The sequence below is a fragment of the Streptomyces toyocaensis genome (assembly GCF_000725125.1).
Taxonomy (GTDB): domain Bacteria; phylum Actinomycetota; class Actinomycetes; order Streptomycetales; family Streptomycetaceae; genus Streptomyces; species Streptomyces toyocaensis.
Genome location: NZ_JFCB01000014.1, coordinates 92,615 through 108,305 on the forward strand (window position 1 = coordinate 92,615; position 15,691 = coordinate 108,305).

General features: G+C 74.4%; 14 protein-coding genes and 2 pseudogenes. 4 read left to right on the plus strand and 12 right to left on the minus strand.

The genetic code is table 11. The features are described 5' to 3' along the window. Position 1: 1 nt before the first annotated feature. The 4 genes from BU52_RS17035 to BU52_RS17050 all read right to left on the minus strand — a co-directional run bounded on the left by BU52_RS17035 (position 2) and on the right by BU52_RS17050 (position 5,847). Positions 2-2,995, minus strand: a complete 2,994-nt coding sequence (locus tag BU52_RS17035; RefSeq protein ID WP_037935002.1) for an AAA family ATPase — start codon at positions 2,993-2,995, stop codon at positions 2-4. Then, on the minus strand, positions 2,992-4,155 hold the full coding sequence (locus BU52_RS17040) for an exonuclease SbcCD subunit D (RefSeq protein WP_037935004.1): 1,164 nt from the start codon (positions 4,153-4,155) through the stop codon (positions 2,992-2,994). The genes BU52_RS17035 and BU52_RS17040 overlap by 4 nt, the downstream gene beginning before the upstream one ends. A gap of 114 nt (positions 4,156-4,269) precedes the next feature. After that, complete coding sequence (locus BU52_RS17045; RefSeq protein ID WP_037935006.1) at positions 4,270-4,896, minus strand: YigZ family protein; 627 nt, start codon at positions 4,894-4,896, stop codon at positions 4,270-4,272. A 225-nt stretch (positions 4,897-5,121) separates the two neighbouring features. Continuing rightward, positions 5,122-5,847, minus strand: a complete 726-nt coding sequence (locus tag BU52_RS17050) for a hypothetical protein (protein ID WP_200881206.1) — start codon at positions 5,845-5,847, stop codon at positions 5,122-5,124. Between the two features lie 195 nt (positions 5,848-6,042). Between BU52_RS17050 and BU52_RS17055 the strand changes: the two genes are divergently transcribed. Continuing rightward, complete coding sequence (locus tag BU52_RS17055) at positions 6,043-6,450, plus strand: CoA-binding protein (protein WP_037935011.1); 408 nt, start codon at positions 6,043-6,045, stop codon at positions 6,448-6,450. A 51-nt stretch (positions 6,451-6,501) separates the two neighbouring features. Here the strand turns inward: BU52_RS17055 and BU52_RS17060 are convergent, their stop codons facing one another. Continuing rightward, a complete protein-coding gene (locus tag BU52_RS17060; protein ID WP_037935013.1) occupies positions 6,502-6,861 on the minus strand; it encodes an ArsR/SmtB family transcription factor in 360 nt (119 codons plus the stop codon). Positions 6,862-6,931: 70 nt separating this feature from the next. Between BU52_RS17060 and BU52_RS17065 the strand changes: the two genes are divergently transcribed. Next, the gene (locus tag BU52_RS17065) at positions 6,932-7,969 is read left to right on the plus strand and encodes a cation diffusion facilitator family transporter (RefSeq protein WP_037935015.1); all 1,038 of its coding nucleotides are present in this window, start codon (positions 6,932-6,934) and stop codon (positions 7,967-7,969) included. A gap of 25 nt (positions 7,970-7,994) precedes the next feature. Here the strand turns inward: BU52_RS17065 and BU52_RS33700 are convergent. Beyond that, positions 7,995-8,187 (minus strand): annotated as a pseudogene (locus BU52_RS33700) (YbaK/EbsC family protein); the annotation flags it as partial. A gap of 39 nt (positions 8,188-8,226) precedes the next feature. Next, complete coding sequence (locus BU52_RS17070; protein ID WP_037935196.1) at positions 8,227-8,799, minus strand: helix-turn-helix domain-containing protein; 573 nt, start codon at positions 8,797-8,799, stop codon at positions 8,227-8,229. Between the two features lie 76 nt (positions 8,800-8,875). Here BU52_RS17070 and BU52_RS36385 point away from each other — a divergent pair. After that, positions 8,876-9,095 (plus strand): annotated as a pseudogene (locus BU52_RS36385) (hypothetical protein); the annotation flags it as partial. 84 nt (positions 9,096-9,179) lie between these two features. Here the strand turns inward: BU52_RS36385 and BU52_RS17075 are convergent. After that, positions 9,180-9,998: an acyltransferase gene (locus tag BU52_RS17075; RefSeq protein ID WP_037935018.1), complete on the minus strand. Its 819-nt coding sequence runs from the start codon at positions 9,996-9,998 to the stop codon at positions 9,180-9,182. A gap of 108 nt (positions 9,999-10,106) precedes the next feature. Between BU52_RS17075 and BU52_RS17080 the strand changes: the two genes are divergently transcribed. Next, entirely contained in the window at positions 10,107-10,637 is a 531-nt protein-coding gene (locus BU52_RS17080; RefSeq protein ID WP_037935022.1) for a gamma carbonic anhydrase family protein, read from the plus strand. A gap of 50 nt (positions 10,638-10,687) precedes the next feature. Here BU52_RS17080 and BU52_RS17085 read toward each other — a convergent pair whose 3' ends face one another. The 4 genes from BU52_RS17085 to BU52_RS17100 all read right to left on the minus strand — a co-directional run bounded on the left by BU52_RS17085 (position 10,688) and on the right by BU52_RS17100 (position 15,587). Next, positions 10,688-11,317, minus strand: a complete 630-nt coding sequence (locus BU52_RS17085; RefSeq protein ID WP_037935199.1) for a DedA family protein — start codon at positions 11,315-11,317, stop codon at positions 10,688-10,690. 104 nt (positions 11,318-11,421) lie between these two features. Further along, positions 11,422-13,800 (minus strand): phosphoketolase family protein, encoded by a 2,379-nt coding sequence (locus BU52_RS17090; protein ID WP_037935025.1) that lies wholly within the window; start codon positions 13,798-13,800, stop codon positions 11,422-11,424. Positions 13,801-14,043: 243 nt separating this feature from the next. Next, entirely contained in the window at positions 14,044-14,949 is a 906-nt protein-coding gene (locus BU52_RS17095; protein WP_037935029.1) for a universal stress protein, read from the minus strand. 200 nt (positions 14,950-15,149) lie between these two features. Beyond that, positions 15,150-15,587: a DUF4442 domain-containing protein gene (locus BU52_RS17100; RefSeq protein ID WP_037935032.1), complete on the minus strand. Its 438-nt coding sequence runs from the start codon at positions 15,585-15,587 to the stop codon at positions 15,150-15,152. Positions 15,588-15,691: the final 104 nt, after the last annotated feature.

Below are 15,691 nucleotides of genomic sequence, written 5' to 3' on the forward strand. Positions count from 1 at the left end.
CTCACCGCGTCCCGCACTGCCGCAGCTGCGAACCCGAGCGCCCCTTCACGACCTCCAGCTGGGCGTGTATCCGCCGGCGGAGATCGGCGACGTGGCTGACGATGCCCACGCTGCGGTCGCGCTCGCGCAGGGAGTCCAGAACGTCCAGGACCTCGTCGAGGGTCTGGTCGTCGAGGCTGCCGAAGCCCTCGTCGATGAAGAGGGTGTCCAGCCGGACCCCGCCGGCCTCGTCCGTGACGACGTCGGCGAGGCCCAGCGCGAGAGCGAGGGAGGCGAAGAAGGTCTCGCCGCCCGAGAGGGTGGCGGTGTCGCGCTCCCGCCCGGTCCAGGCGTCCACGACGTGCAGTCCGAGGCCGCTGCGGCCGCGGCCGGTGCGGTCGTCGGAGTGGACGAGGGCGTAGCGGCCGGACGACATGCGGTGCAGCCGCACGGTCGCGGCGGCGGCGACCTGTTCCAGCCGGGCGGCGAGGACGTACGACTCCAGGCGCATCCGCCGCTCGTTGTCCGCCGAGGTGCCGGCCGCGAGACCGGCCAGACGGGCCACCCGGTCGTACTCCTCGCGCAGCGGTCCCAGCCGGCGTACCGAGGCGGCGGCCCGGGCGGAGAGCCGGTCGAGCTCGGCGCAGCGCCGGACGGCGGCGTCAAGGGCGGAGGCCGCCTCACGCGCCCTGCGGCCGGCTTCCTCGGCGGCCCGCCGCGCGGAGGCGAGGTCGGCGGGCGGCCGCCCCGCGGCGGCAGCGGTCTCCGGCTCGGCAAGGACGGCCCGTACGGCCGCCTCCTCCTGCTGCCGGGCGTCCAGGCGCCGTTGCAGTGCGCGGTGGGCGGCGTCGTCGAGGAGCGCGTCGGCCGCGGCCTGCGGGGTGTCGAAGCCCGCCCGGAAGGCGGCGTCGGCCAGCCGGGCGTCGGCCTCCTTGAGCCGCCGGGCCGCGTTCTCGGCGGTGCGGACGGTGTCGGCGGCGTCGGTGAGCAGCGCGACGCTCCGTTCGAGCTGCGCGGCGCGCGCGGTCACGCTGGCGGCGTCCCCACGGGCCTGCGCCAACTCCGCTTCCAGGGTCTCGCGTTCCCGGTCCAGCCGCTCACGGTGGCCCACCCGGGAGGCGGCCCGGACGGCCGCCTCGCGCTGGGCGGCGACCCGCAGTTCGTACTCGTGCTCCGCGTGGCGCAGTTGCTCCTGCGCGGAGTGCAGTACGGAGGCGGCCTCCCGCGCCCGCGCGTACTCCTGCTCCAACTCGTCCACCGCGCGGGAGAGTTGTTCGGTGGCGCCGTCCCCGGCCTCGGCGCTCGCGGCGGCCAGTGCCTCCCGGGCGGCGCCGAGCCGCCGCTCGGCCTCCGCGCGGCGCTCGTCAGCGCTCTGGTGCTCGGCGAGGGCGCGCTCCTCCGTCTCGCGGTCGACGTGCCCGTCGACCCTGCGGGCGGGGGCGGGGTGCTCGGTGGCACCACAGACGGCGCAGGGGTCGCCGTCGGTGAGGCCGGCGGCCAGTTCGGCGGCGATGCCGTTCAGCCGCTGTTCCTTGAGATCGAGCCACCGCTGCCTGGCCGTGAGCGCGCGCTCCCGGGCGGCGCGGGCCTCGTCGTCGGCCGTGTCCGCGTCCTCGGCGAGCCGGTCGCGCAGGCGCGCGGCGTTCAGCCGCTGCCGCGCGGGGTCCCGCCGCACGGCCAGTTCACCTGCCCTGGCCGCGGCCTGCTGCGCGGACTCGATGCGGCTCTGCAGACCGGTCCGGGACTCCTCCCAGTCCGCGAGCCAGGACTCCGCGTCCTGGAGGGCCTCCTCGTCGGCGCGTTCCTGCCGGTCCAGGCCGGCCCGCTCGCCGAGGAGATCCGTCAGGCGCCGCTCGGCGCGGCGGGCCGACGCCAGCCCGCCCAGTTCCTCGGCGGCCCTGCGGGCGGCGACCGCGAGTCCGTCCGCTCCCGCGTCCGCCAGGGACGCCGGGAGGAGGGCTCGCGCGCGCAGTTCGGCGGCGGCCGCCCGCCGGTGCTCGGTCTCGGCGGAGTCCCGCAGGTCCAGCGCGGGGGCGACGGTCTCGGCCTTGCGTGCCCGCTCCATGCGGGTCCGCGCCTCCCGGTGGGCGCCGGTCTCCTCCTCGAGCCGCGCCGCCCGTTCCCGCGCCTCGGCGAACCGCCTCTGCAGCCGGTCCCGTTCGCGTTCCTCGTCCAGACCCCGGCCGGCGTCGGCCAGGGCGGACTCGGCGGCGGTGAGCCGGCACCGGGCGGCGGTGAGCTGTTCCCGCGCGGTGCTGCGGGCGACGGCGGCGGCGCTCAGCACGGCCTCGGCCAGCCCCGGTTCGCCGGGCGCCGGCCCGGGCAGCTCCATGGTGCCGCCCGCGGCCTGCTGCATCCGGTGGGCGTCGGCCAGCAGGTCGGCGTCGCCGTCGCGCACCAGGGACTCGGTGGCGCGCCTCCGTTCGGCGAGGCGCTTCTCCACGTCGGCGAAGCGGCGCGTGTCGAAGAGGCGGCCCAGCAGCTTGCCCCGGGCCTCGGCGTCGGCGCGCAGGAAGCGGGCGAAGTCGCCCTGGGGCAGCAGCACGACCTGGCAGAACTGCTCCCGGCTCATGCCGAGGAGCTGGGTGATCTCCTCGCCGATCTCCTGGTGCGAACGGCTGAGGTCCTTCCAGGCGCCCGAGACGGCGACGCGTTCCCGCAGCCAGGTCTGGGCCTTGTCCAGGGTGGTGCCGGTGCCGCGCTTCTTGGGACGTTCCCAGGGCGGCTGCCGGGTGATCTCCAGCCGCCGTCCGGCGACGGTGAGCTCGAGCGTGACCGAGGTCCGGGTGGCCGGGGCGGCGTGGTCGCTGCGCAGCGCCGTGCCCTGACCGCTCTGCCGGGCCCCGGGGACGGAGCCGTAGAGCGCGTAGCAGACGGCGTCCAGCACGGAGGTCTTGCCGGCGCCCGTGGGACCGTGCAGCAGGAAGAGCCCCGCCGCGGACAGCTCGTCGAAGTCGACGCTCTGAGTGCCCCCGAAGGGCCCGAAGGCGGTGATGTCCAGCCGGTGCAGTCTCATCGCGCCGCCTCCCGTACCGAGTCGTCCGCCCGGACGGCGTCGAAGGCGTCGCGCAGGACGGCCCGTTCGTGCGCGTCGGGGCCGGTGCCGCGCACGTGGGTGACGAAGTCCTCGGCGATCCGCCGGTCGTCGCGGCCGGCGAGGCGGCGGGCGTAGGAGACGTCGGGGTCGTCCGTGGTGCGGGCCGGGTCGAAGGCGAGGCTGAGGGTGTGCGGGAAGCGCTCGGCGAGCCGGGCCATGGGGTCGGCCGGGCGGACCGGGTCGGTGAGCGTCGCCTCGACCCACGCCTCCTCGTGGCGCACCAGCGCGGGGTCGGCGAGCAGGTCCTCCAGGGTGCCGCGGATCCGGGCCAGAGCGCGCGGCACCGGGCAGTCGACGCGCTCCGCGGTGACGGCTCCGTCGGCGGCCAGGTCGACGAGCCACATGGTCTTGCGGTGGGCGGCCTCCGAGAAGGAGTACGGCAGCGGGGAGCCGGAGTAGCGGACGCGTTCGGTGATGGTCTGGCAGCCGTGCAGATGGCCGAGCGCCGCGTAGTCGACGCCGTCGAACACCCCGGCGGGCACGGCCGCCACCCCGCCGACGGTGATGTCCCGCTCGCTGTCGCTGGGTTCGCCGCCGGTGACGAAGGCGTGGGCGAGGACCACGGAGCGGGTGCCGGGCGCGCGGCCGGCGAGATCGGCGCGGACGCGGTCCATGGCGGCGGCGAGCACCGCCTCGTGACCGGCTTTCTCCACCGCGAACTCGTCCCTCACCAGGGCCGGTTCCAGATAGGGCAGCCCGTAGAAGGCGACGTCCCCGTGGGCGTCGGACAGCAGCACGGGGGTGCCGCACGCGGACGGTTCGGTGCGCAGATGGATGCCGGCCCGCTCCATGAGCCCGGCGCCGACGCCCAGGCGGCGGGCCGAGTCGTGGTTGCCGGAGATCATGACCGTGGGCACACCGAGGGCGGCGAGGCGGTGCAGGGCGTCGTCGAACAGCTCGACCGCGGCGAGCGGCGGTACCGCGCGGTCGTACACGTCTCCCGACACGACCACCGCGTCCACGTCGCGTTCGCGCGCGGTGGTGACGAGGTGGCCGATGAACTCGGCCTGGGCACCGAGCATGCCGACCCGGTGGAAGGGCCGGCCGAGGTGCCAGTCGGAAGTGTGCAGCAGTCTCATGATGGCCGCAGCGTAACCGGAGGGTACGACAGCACGGGCGGTTACTCCCGTATCGCTCCGTCACGACCCGGTCCGTATTCGCCCGTTATGGACCGTAAGCGGCGCTCGGTGGCGTCAGACGTCCCCGTACGCCTCACCGCCGAGTTCGAAACCGGCCGTCCCCGCGGTCGCGTCGGCGAGCCAGGCGCGGAAGGCGGGCACGTCGGCGTCCGGGAGAGCGATCTCGATCGTGACCTCCTCGCCGTAGTGCACGTCGCGCACCTGGCGTCCGGTGGCGCGCAGGTCGTTCTGCACCTTGCCGGCGCGCTGGTGGTCGACGGTCACCGTGGCCAGCCGGAACCGGCGCCGGGTGCGGGTGCCGACCGTGTCCAGCGCCTCCCCCACGGCGCCGCCGTAGGCGCGGATGAGGCCGCCCGCGCCGAGCTTGACGCCGCCGTAGTAGCGGGTGACGACGGCGACGACGTACCGCATGTCACGGCGCAGGAGCATCTGCAGCATGGGGACGCCGGCGGTGCCGCCGGGCTCGCCGTCGTCGCTGGCCTTCTGGACGGAGGCGTCGGCGCCGATCACGTAGGCCCAGCAGTTGTGGGTGGCGTCGGCGTGCTCCTTGCGGACGCCGGCGATGAAGTCCTGCGCCTCCCGCTCGGTGGCCGCCGGGGCGAGGGCGCACAGGAAGCGGGAGCGGTTGATCTCGGTCTCGTGCACACCCGCGCGCGCGACGGTGCGGTACTCGTCCTGCATCCGGCCAGCCTATGCGCCGCCGTACGGGCGGGACGCCGCGGCTGCCGCTCGCCGCACCGGGGCGGCCGGGAAGGGCGCGCGGACCCGGTCCGGCGTGTCGTCCGGCCCGTCGCCCGGACGGGCCGGGGCGCGCGGGGGCGTGCGTGGTCGGTCACGCCCGCCGGCCGGACGTGGCGTGGCGCGGGACGGCCGGACGGCGCGGGGGCCACGCGCCGGCACGTGCGGTCACGGCGGGCTTCCCAGGTCGCGGGTGAGGTCGAGGCCGAGCATGCGGTCGGCGTAGGCGTAGGTCTCGAAGCGGGCGCCGTCCGCCATGTCCGGGTCCGTCTCCACCGCGCGGAGCACGTTCAGCACACCGGCGGTGTCCAGGTCGTCCTCCCACGCCGCGCGCAGGTCCGCCCGCACCGGGTCGGGGACGGGACGCGAGGGCCGGTGCGCCCAGGCGGCGACCGCGCGGCGCCAGCGTCCGAGGGTGTCCCCTGCGTCGCCCAGGGCGGCCGGGCCGACCGTCACGGGTGTGCTCCGGGGATGCGCGAGGAGGGCCAGGCGCAGGACGGCGGGGTCGGTGTCGCCCGGCGGGCCGGGCGCCTCCCAGTGCACGGGTGCCACGGTGAGGCGCACCCCGTCGGGAGCCTCACCGCCCTCGCTCACGACGTGCAGCACCTGCGCCTCGCCCAGACCGGCTCCGGAGTCCCGGCCGTCCTCGAAGGGGCGGACACCGAGGGCCGCGCCCGCCGCGCGGAGCTCCGCCTGCTGCCCCTCACCGGTGAGCAGCGCCCACACGGGCGTGCCGCCGAGTTCCAGGGCACGCACGAGCAGATCGGCGACGAGCAGTACACGCAGGTCCGTCGGGCCGGACCCCCGCGCGTGGGCCTCGACCCGGGTCAGGCCCCGCCGGGCGGGGGCGGCGTCCACGGGCTCGCCGGTTCGGGCGTCGGTGATGCGCAGCACGAGGCGAGCGTAGGCGTGCGAGCGGACGTACGCAGGCTCTCGCACGCTTTTCGGGTCGCCGTGCCCGATTCCGGCACCGCGCGTCGCGGCGGCCGCTACAGTCTGCCGTGCCCGGGCCGGCGGCGCCGGGAATCACCGTGTGCCCTGCTTCGTTGTCCGGAGCAACAGCTTTCGACGACCTTCGGGAGGCCCACGGTGTACGGCGACGAGGCGACGGTCCGCAAGATCCTCACCGGGCTCGGTGACACCTGGGCCGTGGTGGGCCTGTCGTCGAACCGGCGGCGCGCGGCGTACGGCGTCGCCCAGGTGCTCCAGCGGTACGGCAAGCGCGTGGTGCCGGTGCACCCGAAGGCCGAGACGGTGCACGGCGAGCGCGGGTACGCCTCGCTCGCCGACATTCCCTTCGCGGTGGACGTCGTGGACGTGTTCGTCAACAGCGACCTCGCCGGTGCCGTCGCGGACGAGGCGGTGGCCAAGGGCGCGAAGGCGGTGTGGTTCCAGCTCGACGTCGTGGACGAGGCGGCCTACGGGCGGACCCGTGCGGCCGGCCTCGACATGGTGATGGACCGCTGCCCGGCGATCGAGATACCCCGGCTCGGCTGACCGCTCCCCCGGAGGTCCGGCTCCGAAGCGCCCCGATGCCCGTTCAACCCGTCAGTCGTGCGGTGGCTGGTCGCCCAAGCGGTGGTCGGCCACGTTCAGCGCCTCGTCCACCAGCCGCCGCAGGTGGCCGTCGCGCAGGGAGTAGATCACCCGGCGGCCCTCCTTGCGGGTGTCCACAAGCCCCGCGAGGCGCAGCCGTGCGAGGTGCTGGCTGACCGCCGGGCGCGCCGCCCCGCACGCCTCGGTGAGCGTGGTGACATCTGCCTCGCCGCCGCTCAGGGCGTGCAGCAGGGCCAGCCGGGTGCGGTCGCCGAGCAGCGCGAGAAGCTCCGCGGCCAGCGCGAACTGCTCCTCGCCCGGAGTGTGGGGGTGCGCATCGTGCGCAGGTGACAGGTGCATGCGTGCGCTCATACGCACATAATGGCTCCGTGGGCGCCGCCGCGTCCACCTCGACGGCCGTACGCACCGGAAGGGGACGATCGTGACCGACCGGCACCACCACGCCCATCACGAGCACCGCCCTCACATTTCCCTGCTCCACCGCCTCACCCACCTCCTCGCCCCCCACTCCCACGAGACCGCCGACAAGGTCGACCCCGCGCTGGAGTCGTCGGCCCGGGGCATGCGCGCGCTGTGGATCTCCCTGGCGGTACTGGGGGCGACGGCACTGGCGCAGGCGGTCGTGGTGCTCCTCTCGGGCTCGGTGGCGCTGCTCGGCGACACGGTGCACAACGCGGCGGACGCGCTGACCGCCGTACCGCTGGGCATCGCCTTCGTCCTGGGGCGGCGCGCCGCCACCCGCCGGTTCACCTACGGCTACGGGCGGGCCGAGGATGTGGCCGGCATCGTGATCGTGCTGACGATCGCCGCGTCCGCGGCCTTCGCCGGCTGGACCGCGGTCGGCCGGCTGCTGGACCCGCGCCCCGTGCAACACGTCCCGGTAGTCGCCGTCGCGGCCGTCGTCGGGTTCGCGGGGAACGAGTGGGTGGCCCGCTACCGCATCCGCGTCGGGCGGGCCATCGGCTCGGCGGCGCTGGTCGCCGACGGGCTGCACGCGCGGACGGACGCGTTCACCTCGCTGGCGGTGCTGCTGAGCGCGGGCGGCGCCGCCCTGGGGTGGCGGTACGCGGACCCGGCGGTCGGACTGGCGATCACGGTGGCGATCGCCCTGGTCCTGCGGGACGCCGCACGGGAGGTGTTCCGGCGGGTGATGGACGCCGTGGACCCGGCGCTGGTGGACCGGGCCGAGCAGGCCCTGACAGGGGTTCCGGGCGTGCGCTCGGTGGGTGAGCTGCGGCTGCGCTGGATCGGCCACCGGCTGCGGGCGGAGGTGGCGGTCGTGGTGGACGGCGACGCCACCGTGCGCGAGGCCCACCGCATCGCCGTGGATGCCGAGCACGCACTGCTGCACGCCGTTCCCCGGCTGACCGCCGCCCTGGTCCACGCCGACCCCGAACCCGTGCCGGGCGCGGCGGACCCGCATCTGCCGCTGGCCCACCACGCGGCGGGCCCCCTCTGACCCGGTCGCGCGGTCCCGGGTGGCCTCAGGCGGCCACGCCCAGGCCCTCGAGTACGACCGCTCCCGAAAGCTCCGCGAACGCCTTGCCGGGCACCAGCAGCTTGCCGCGCCCGCCGACCGCTGCCCACGAGCACGTACGGCAGGTCCACGACGGCCGCGTCGACCGGCAACGGCCAGTCGTCGGACAGTCCGATCGGGGCGATGCCGCCGTACTCCATGAGGCAGTGCGGAGCGGGCGTGGCGTGGCCGAAGTGTTCTCAGCGCACGGGCGGCACCGAGACGGCCATGATCATCTTCGTCGGAGCGTCTCCCCGATTGCCGTACGTGTGGGGCACGTCGGCCTCGAAGGAGGCGCTGGCGCCGGCCGGCACCCGGTGCTCGGCCCCGTCGACGGTGAGTGTCAGCTCTCCGGTGGTGACGTGCAGGAGTTCGACCGTGCCGGCGGGGTGCGGATCGGAGTCGCTGCTCTCACCCGGCATGAGCCGCCAGTCCCACATCTCCAGCGGGCCGGGGGCCTCGGCGCCGGCGAGCAGCCGGTTGTAGCTGCCGCCCCCGGTGTGCCACAGCCGCACGGCCTGATCGGCGGGAACGATCCGGACCTGGGGGCCCCGCTCGTAGTCGAGCAGGGTGGTGACACTGACCCCGAGCGCGTCGCCGATCTTGACGACCGTGCCGATGCTCGGGTTGGTGCGGGCCTGCTCGATCTGGATGAGCATGCCGCGGCTGACCCCCGCCCGGGCCGCGAGCGCGTCCAGGGTGAAGCCACGCTCGGCGCGCCAGCGCTTGACGTTGCGCGCCAGGGACTGGGTCAGCAGGTCGAGGTCCGACACATTCCGTCCGTTCCGCTTCATTTGACTACGGTGTGGTGCACCCGTTCGTTCACCGCACTGTACTGCGGGGCCCGCCGTGACAGCACTCTTCGCCCTGGCCACCAGCCTGCTGTGGGGTACGGCCGACTTCGGCGGCGGGGTGCCGACCCGGCGCACCCCCGCGCTCACCGTCGTCGTGGTCTCGCAGTCCGTCTCGGTGGCCGTGGTTCGCGGTCGCCGCCGGTCCGGTCGGCCCGGTGGCGGTGCTCGCGTTCCACAGGGCGCTCGCCCCGGGCCCGATGGGGGTCGTCCCCCCCGCTCGGCTCGATGTCTCGGCGCGGTGCGGGCGGCCGGGCGGGCCCTGGTGGGGTCGGTGCCGCCGGCCACGGGGTGAGTTCCGGTCAGCCCCCCGGTTCCAGTTCCGCGAGCCGGGCGGTGCCGTCCGCGAGCCGGTGAGCGCCGTCCTCGTCCAGTTCGGCGAGCCGGGCCACACCCTCCTCGTCCAGCAACGACAACGCCCGCAACTGCTCCGGGGTGACGCCCTCAGGGATCGGTACGGGCGCCGGGGTGCGCAGCGGCGGCTGCCAGCCGTCGTCGGGGGTCCAGCGGCGCACCACCCGGGCCGGGGCTCCCGCGACCACGGCGTGGTCGGGCACCGTGCCCCGGACCACCGCGCCCGCTGCCACCACCACGTTCCGGCCGACGCGCGCCCCCGGCAGGATCACCGCGCCGGTGCCGATCCAGCAGCCCGGGCCGATCTCCACGGGCTCCATCCGCGGCCACTGCTTGCCGATGGGCTCGTGCGGATCGTCGTAGGAGTGATTGGTGGAGGTGACGTAGACGTACGGCCCGAAGTAGCAGTCGCTGCCGATGGTGATCGTCGTGTCGGCGATGACATGGCTGCCGCGGCCCAGGACGACCCCGTCGCCGATGCGCAGGATCGGCTCAGGACCGAGGTCGAGGCCGGGCATCAGACCGGCCGTGAGGGTGACCTGTTCGCCGACGATGCAGTGCGCGCCGATCCGGATCCACGACTCGCCGAACACCGTGCCGAGCGGGAAGGCGAGCCTGGTACCCGTTCCCATCGCCGCGAAGCGGAAGCGGCCCGGGTGCTCGGCGGTCACCGAGCCCGTGCGCTGCACCCAGGCCCAGCCCGCGTGGACCACGCGCTGAGCGAGGCGGCGCGGCCAGGACGAGAACGTGTTCTTGCGCTTCGGCACCCGCTCACGGTAGTCGGCGGGCGCCGCGCCGACGGGCCGGTGACCCTGTGATCTTCACCCCACCGGGTGTGGCGTACCGTTCCCCCATCACCCGACGAGGAGGCGACGATGACCCACCAGGCGCTGATCAGCGGCATCGGCGGCAAGGAGCCGCAGGTGGACCCGGAGGCGTTCGTGGCGCCCACGGCCTCCGTGATCGGGGACGTGACGCTGCGCGCCGGCGCGAGCGTCTGGTACGGGGCGGTGCTGCGCGGCGACGTGGAGCGGATCTCCGTCGGCGCGCACAGCAACGTGCAGGACAACTGCACCCTGCACGCCGACCCGGGGTTTCCGGTCGGCGTGGGCGAGCGGGTCTCGATCGGGCACAACGCCGTGGTGCACGGGGCGACCGTCGAGGACGACTGTCTGATCGGCATGGGGGCGACGGTGCTGAACGGCGCCGTGATCGGCGCGGGGTCGCTGGTCGCCGCCCAGGCGCTGGTGCCGCAGGGCATGCGGGTGCCGCCCGGGTCGCTGGTCGCGGGGGTGCCCGCGAAGGTGCGGCGGGAGCTCAGCCCCGAGGAACGGGAGGGGCTCACGCTCAACGGCACGATGTACGCGGAGCTGGCGAAGGCACACCGGGAACAGCACGAGGGATAGGGGCACGAGCGGTCCGCCGGCGGACGTTGTTCCCCGCGCCCGCGGGGCGTTCAGTCGCCCGCCGTCACGGGCGCGGGTGCCGCCTTGTTCGCCTTCCTCTTGAGGACCAGCACCGACGTCACGCCGATCAGCACGGCCAGGACAAGACCCAGCCACGAGAAGCGCTTCAGCCAGGACTCGGCGACGATGCCGACGTAGTAGATGACGGCCGTGGTGCCGCCCGCCCAGAGGATGCCGCCGAGGACGTTGGCGGTGAGGAACTTCCAGTACGGCATCCGCAGCACGCCCGCGAGCGGCCCGGCGAAGATGCGCAGCAGGGCGACGAACCGGCCGAAGAAGACGGCCCACATGCCCCACTTCTGGAACGACCGCTCGGCGGTCGCGATGTGCCCCTCGCCGAAGTGCCGGGGGAACTTCGCGCCCAGCCAGGCCAGCAACGGCCGGCCGCCCTTGCGGCCGATGGCGTAGCCGATCGAGTCGCCGATGATCGCGCCGGCGGTGGCGCAGACCCCGAGGACCAGCGGATCGATGTCGCCGTGCTGGGAGGCGAGCAGCGCGGACGAGACCAGGATGATCTCGCCCGGCAGCGGGATACCCAGACTCTCCAGCCCGATGACCAGACCCACCAGCGCGTACACGGCGACCGCCGGCACGGTCTCGAGCCACTCCTGGACGTGCAACGCCGTTCCCTCCCGGTCCACCGGTCCTGCGTTCCCCTGCGTGCGCGCGGACACGGCACACGCAGGGGGCGAAGCCTACAGGGCGGGGAGGCGGCGACCGGTGCTCACGCGTTCCAGCTCCACTCCGCCACCTCGGGCAGGTCGGTGCCGTACTCGCGGATCCAGGCGTGGTGCCGGCTGCGCGCGTCGGCCATCCGCTGCCGCACGGCGGCGGCCCGCACGGCCAGGCCCGGGACACGGTCGATGACGTCCATGACCAGCCGGTAGCGGTCCAGGTCGTTGCGGACGACCATGTCGAACGGTGTCGTCGTGGTGCCGGACTCCTTGTAGCCGCGCACGTGCAGGTGCGGGTGGCCGTTGCGGCGGTAGGCGAGGCGGTGGATCAGCCACGGATAGCCGTGGTAGGCGAAGATCACCGGCTTGTCGGCGGTGAACAGGCCGTCGTACTCGAAGTCGGTCATACCGTGCGGGTGCTCCCCGTGGGGCAGCAGCCGGGCGATGTCGACGACGTTCACCACGCGGACCGCCAGCTCGGGCAGGTGACGGCGCAGCAGCTGCGCCGCGGCCAGCACCTCCTGGGTCGGCACGTCACCGGCGCAGCCGAGCACCACGTCGGGTTCACCGCCGTTCTCGGTGCCGGCCCACTCCCATATCCCGGCACCCCGTGCGCAGTGCACGCGCGCCTCGTCCATCGACAGCCAGTCGTGGCAGGGCTGCTTCCCGGCCACGATCACGTTGACGTAGTCGCGGCTGCGCAGGGCGTGGTCCGCCACGGACAGCAGGGTGTTGGCGTCCGGCGGGAGGTAGACCCGTACGACGTCGGTGCTCTTGTTGAGCACGTGGTCGACGAAGCCGGGGTCCTGGTGGGAGAAGCCGTTGTGGTCCTGGCGCCAGACGTGCGAGGTGAGCAGGTAGTTGAGCGAGGCGACGGGCGCCCGCCAGGACAGCTCGCGCGAGGTCCTGAGCCACTTGATGTGCTGGTTGACCATCGAGTCGACGATGTGCACGAACGCCTCGTAGCAGGAGAACAGTCCGTGCCTGCCGGTGAGAAGGTATCCCTCGAGCCAGCCCTGGCAGAGGTGTTCGGAGAGGATCTCCATCACCCTGCCGTGCCGGTCGAGATGTTCGTCGAGGTCGAGGACGGCGGCCTGCCAGGCCTTGCCGGTGGCATCGTAGACGGCCCCCAGCCGGTTGGAGGCGGTCTCGTCGGGGCCCACGAGCCGGAAGTCCCGTCGGTCCGCGGTGTCCCGCATGATCCGTTCGAGGAGGTCGCCGAGAACCCGGGTGGGCTCGTGGAGGGTGGTGCCGGGCTTGTCGACGGGCACGGCGAAGTCGTCGAGCGAGGGCATGGGGAGTTCGCGCAGCAGCAGTCCGCCGTTGGCACGCGGGGTGGAGCCGAGGCGACGGGCGCCCTCGGGAACACAGGCGAGCACGTCGGCGACGGGCCGGCCGGAGTCGTCGAACAGCTCTTCGGGCCGGTACGACTTCAGCCACGCTTCCAGTTGCCGCAGGTGCCCGGGGTTGTCACGGACACCGGAGAGCGGCACCTGGTGGGCGCGCCAGGTGCCCTCGACGGGCTTTCCGTCCACCTCGGCGGGGCCGGTCCAGCCCTTCGGGGTGCGCAGCACGATCACCGGCCAGCGCACCCGCTCGGTGGCGCCGTCGTCGCGGGCGGCGCGCTGGGCCTCGGTGATGCGGTCCAGGGCGGTGTCCATGGCCCGCGCCAGCGCGCGGTGAACGACGGCCGGGTCGTCGCCGCTCACGTGGAGGGGTTCGTGGCCGTAGCCGCGCAGCAGCGCGTCGAGTTCGGGTTCGGGCAGGCGGGCCAGGACGGTCGGGTTGGCGATCTTGTATCCGTTGAGGTGCAGGATCGGCAGGACGGCACCGTCGTGGACCGGGTCGAGGAGCTTGTTGGAGTGCCAGGACGCGGCCAGCGGCCCGGTCTCCGCCTCCCCGTCACCGATCACGCAGGCGACGAGCAGTCCGGGGTTGTCCAGGGCGGCGCCGTAGGCGTGGGCGAGGGAGTAGCCGAGCTCGCCGCCCTCGTGGATGGAGCCGGGCACATCGGGCGCGACGTGGCTGGGCACGCCACCGGGGAACGAGAACTGCCGGAACAGCCGTCCCATGCCCTCCGCGTCACGGCCGACGTCCGGGTAGGTCTCGCTGTAGCTGCCTTCCAGCCAGGAGTTGGCCAGCACGGAGGGGCCGCCGTGGCCGGGCCCCCAGACGCACAGCGCGTCCAGTCCACGGGCCGAGATCGCCCGGTTGAGGTGGGTGTACACCAGGTTCAGTCCGGGTGAGGTGCCCCAGTGACCGAGCAGCCGGGGCTTGATGTGCTCGGGCCGCAGGGGCTCGGTGAGCAGCGGGTTGGCGAGCAGGTAGATCTGTCCCGCCGCAAGGTAGTTGGCCGCCCGCCAGTGGGCGTCCAGGGTGCGCAGTTCCTCGTCGCTCAGTACGGTCCGGGTGTCCTGGTCCTCAGGCATGGATGACTCCGTCGAGTGGTCGGCCCGGGTGGGCCGGGCGGTGTCGGCGGGCGGAGGGGCCGAGGGCGGCGCTCCGTGCGGGTTCGGGAGCGGGGTACCAGTTTCCCGGGCTTCGATGCCCCTCGCGCGGCCGGACGGCGCCATGTGGCGCAATGCGCGCGCCGGTACGTGGCGTGGCGGAACTCGGCACCCGTCGCGAGCGGGCTCGGGCCGGCCCGAGGGGCCGGCCCGCTTTCGTCGCCCTCAGTCGTGTGCGACGACGGCGACCGGTGCGGTGCCGTGGTGCATGACCGCGTGCGCGACGGAACCGATGTGCGCGCCGAGCGGGTTGCGGCGGGCCCGCCGTCCCACGACCACGAGCGAGGACTCCGCGGAGGCCTCGACCAGGCGGATGGACGGGCTGCCGCCGAAGGACTCCTCGACGACCTCCACCTGCGGGAACTTCTCACGCCAGGGGGCGAGCACCTGGGTCAGCTTGCCGGCTTCCTCCTGGGACACGTCGTGGTAGGCCTCCGGGGCGGCCGCGAGGCCGTAGACGTAGTACGGGGGCAGCGCCCAGCCGTGGACGACCCGCAAGGTGGTGGCCCGCCGCGCCGCCTCCGCGAAGGCGAACTCGATGACCGACGCGTGGGGCCGGTCCGCGTCCAGGCCGAGGAGCACGGGCCGGTAGTGCGTGGCGGCGGACGGGATGCCGGCGGGGTCCGGTTCGTGCTCGTCGGCGGCCTGCGCGCCGGCCCGGACGAGGACCACGGGCTGCTCGGCGTGGGCGACGACGACGAATCCGACCGAGCCCACCAGGAACCCGCCGAGGCCGCCGAGGCCCCGGGAGCCGAGCACCAGCAGTTCGGCGTCCTCCGCCGCTTCGGTCAGCACCTCGTACGGCATGCCGTCGATCCGCTCGTGGGTGACCTGGACACCGGGGTGGCGCAGGCGCAGGCCCTCGGCGGTCCTGCGCAGCATCTGCTCGCTCCAGTCCACCCGCGAACCGGCCGCCTGCGGCGAGGGCTCGGCCACGGGCCCCGGGTCGGGCCGCCGGACGTGGAGCAGCCTCAGCGGCAGATCGCGTAGCACCGCTTCACGGGCCGCCCACTCGGCGGCGGCCCTGCTCTCGGCGGAGCCGTCGAGTCCGACTGTGATGGTGCGGGTCATGGTGGGGACCTCCTGGTGTCTGGTGATCACCACGAGTGTCGCCCGGACGCCGGTCCCCGCAACAGGGCCGCAGGTCCCGGCCCGACGCCGAAAGGCCCGCGAGGAAACGAGAGGAAACGAGAGGAGGCCGGAGCGGCCGGAGGGGGCGGCGGGGTCGACGCGGGCCGGAAACCCCGCTCCACCGCGCAGGAGTGAGGCGGTCAGCCGTGCGGACGCAGGGTCCACACCACGGTCATCTCGCCGGCGACCGCGCCGTCCTCGCGGTGGATGGCGATCGAGACGGGGAACTCGGGCCGGCGGCCCGCGTCCAGTTCGGCCACGACCTCGGCGGCCGGGCGGCCGAGGGTGGCGGTGGCGGTGACCGGGCCCATCGCCGGCTTCCGGTAGGCGATGTCCGCGCGGACGGCCAGCGGCACGGCGCGGGGCAGCTGGTCCCCGAACGCGGAGAGCACGATCGCGCCGCTCGCGGACTCGCCGAGGGTGAACAGGGCGCCGGCGTGCGGGCCGCCCACGTGGTTGTGGTAGTCGCCCTGGTCCGGAAGGGCCACCACGGCACGCTCGGGCGTGGTCTCCAGGAACCGCAGGTTGAGGGTACGGGCCATGGGCACCGTGGCGGCGAGCATCTCGCCGACGGACATCCGGTCTGCGCTCATGACCGCACGTTACCCATGAGTAGTACGGGGCCCTCCCGGTGGCCGCGCCGGAGTTGCTACGTCCCTGTCAAAGGGCGGTGACCCAATCG

Bases quoted from the DNA above. Each gene is read 5' to 3' on its own strand.
- BU52_RS17095 (WP_037935029.1), bottom strand. From the start codon at position 14,949: ATGACCCGCACCATCACAGTCGGACTCGACGGCTCCGCCGAGAGCAGG.
- BU52_RS17040 (WP_037935004.1), bottom strand. From the start codon at position 4,155: ATGAGACTGCTGCACACTTCCGACTGGCACCTCGGCCGGCCCTTCCAC.
- BU52_RS17035 (WP_037935002.1), bottom strand. From the start codon at position 2,995: ATGAGACTGCACCGGCTGGACATCACCGCCTTCGGGCCCTTCGGGGGC.
- BU52_RS17090 (WP_037935025.1), bottom strand. From the start codon at position 13,800: ATGCCTGAGGACCAGGACACCCGGACCGTACTGAGCGACGAGGAACTG.
- BU52_RS17100 (WP_037935032.1), bottom strand. From the start codon at position 15,587: ATGTCCGTCGGCGAGATGCTCGCCGCCACGGTGCCCATGGCCCGTACC.
- BU52_RS17080 (WP_037935022.1), top strand. From the start codon at position 10,107: ATGACCCACCAGGCGCTGATCAGCGGCATCGGCGGCAAGGAGCCGCAG.
- BU52_RS17045 (WP_037935006.1), bottom strand. From the start codon at position 4,896: ATGCAGGACGAGTACCGCACCGTCGCGCGCGCGGGTGTGCACGAGACC.
- BU52_RS17060 (WP_037935013.1), bottom strand. From the start codon at position 6,861: ATGAGCGCACGCATGCACCTGTCACCTGCGCACGATGCGCACCCCCAC.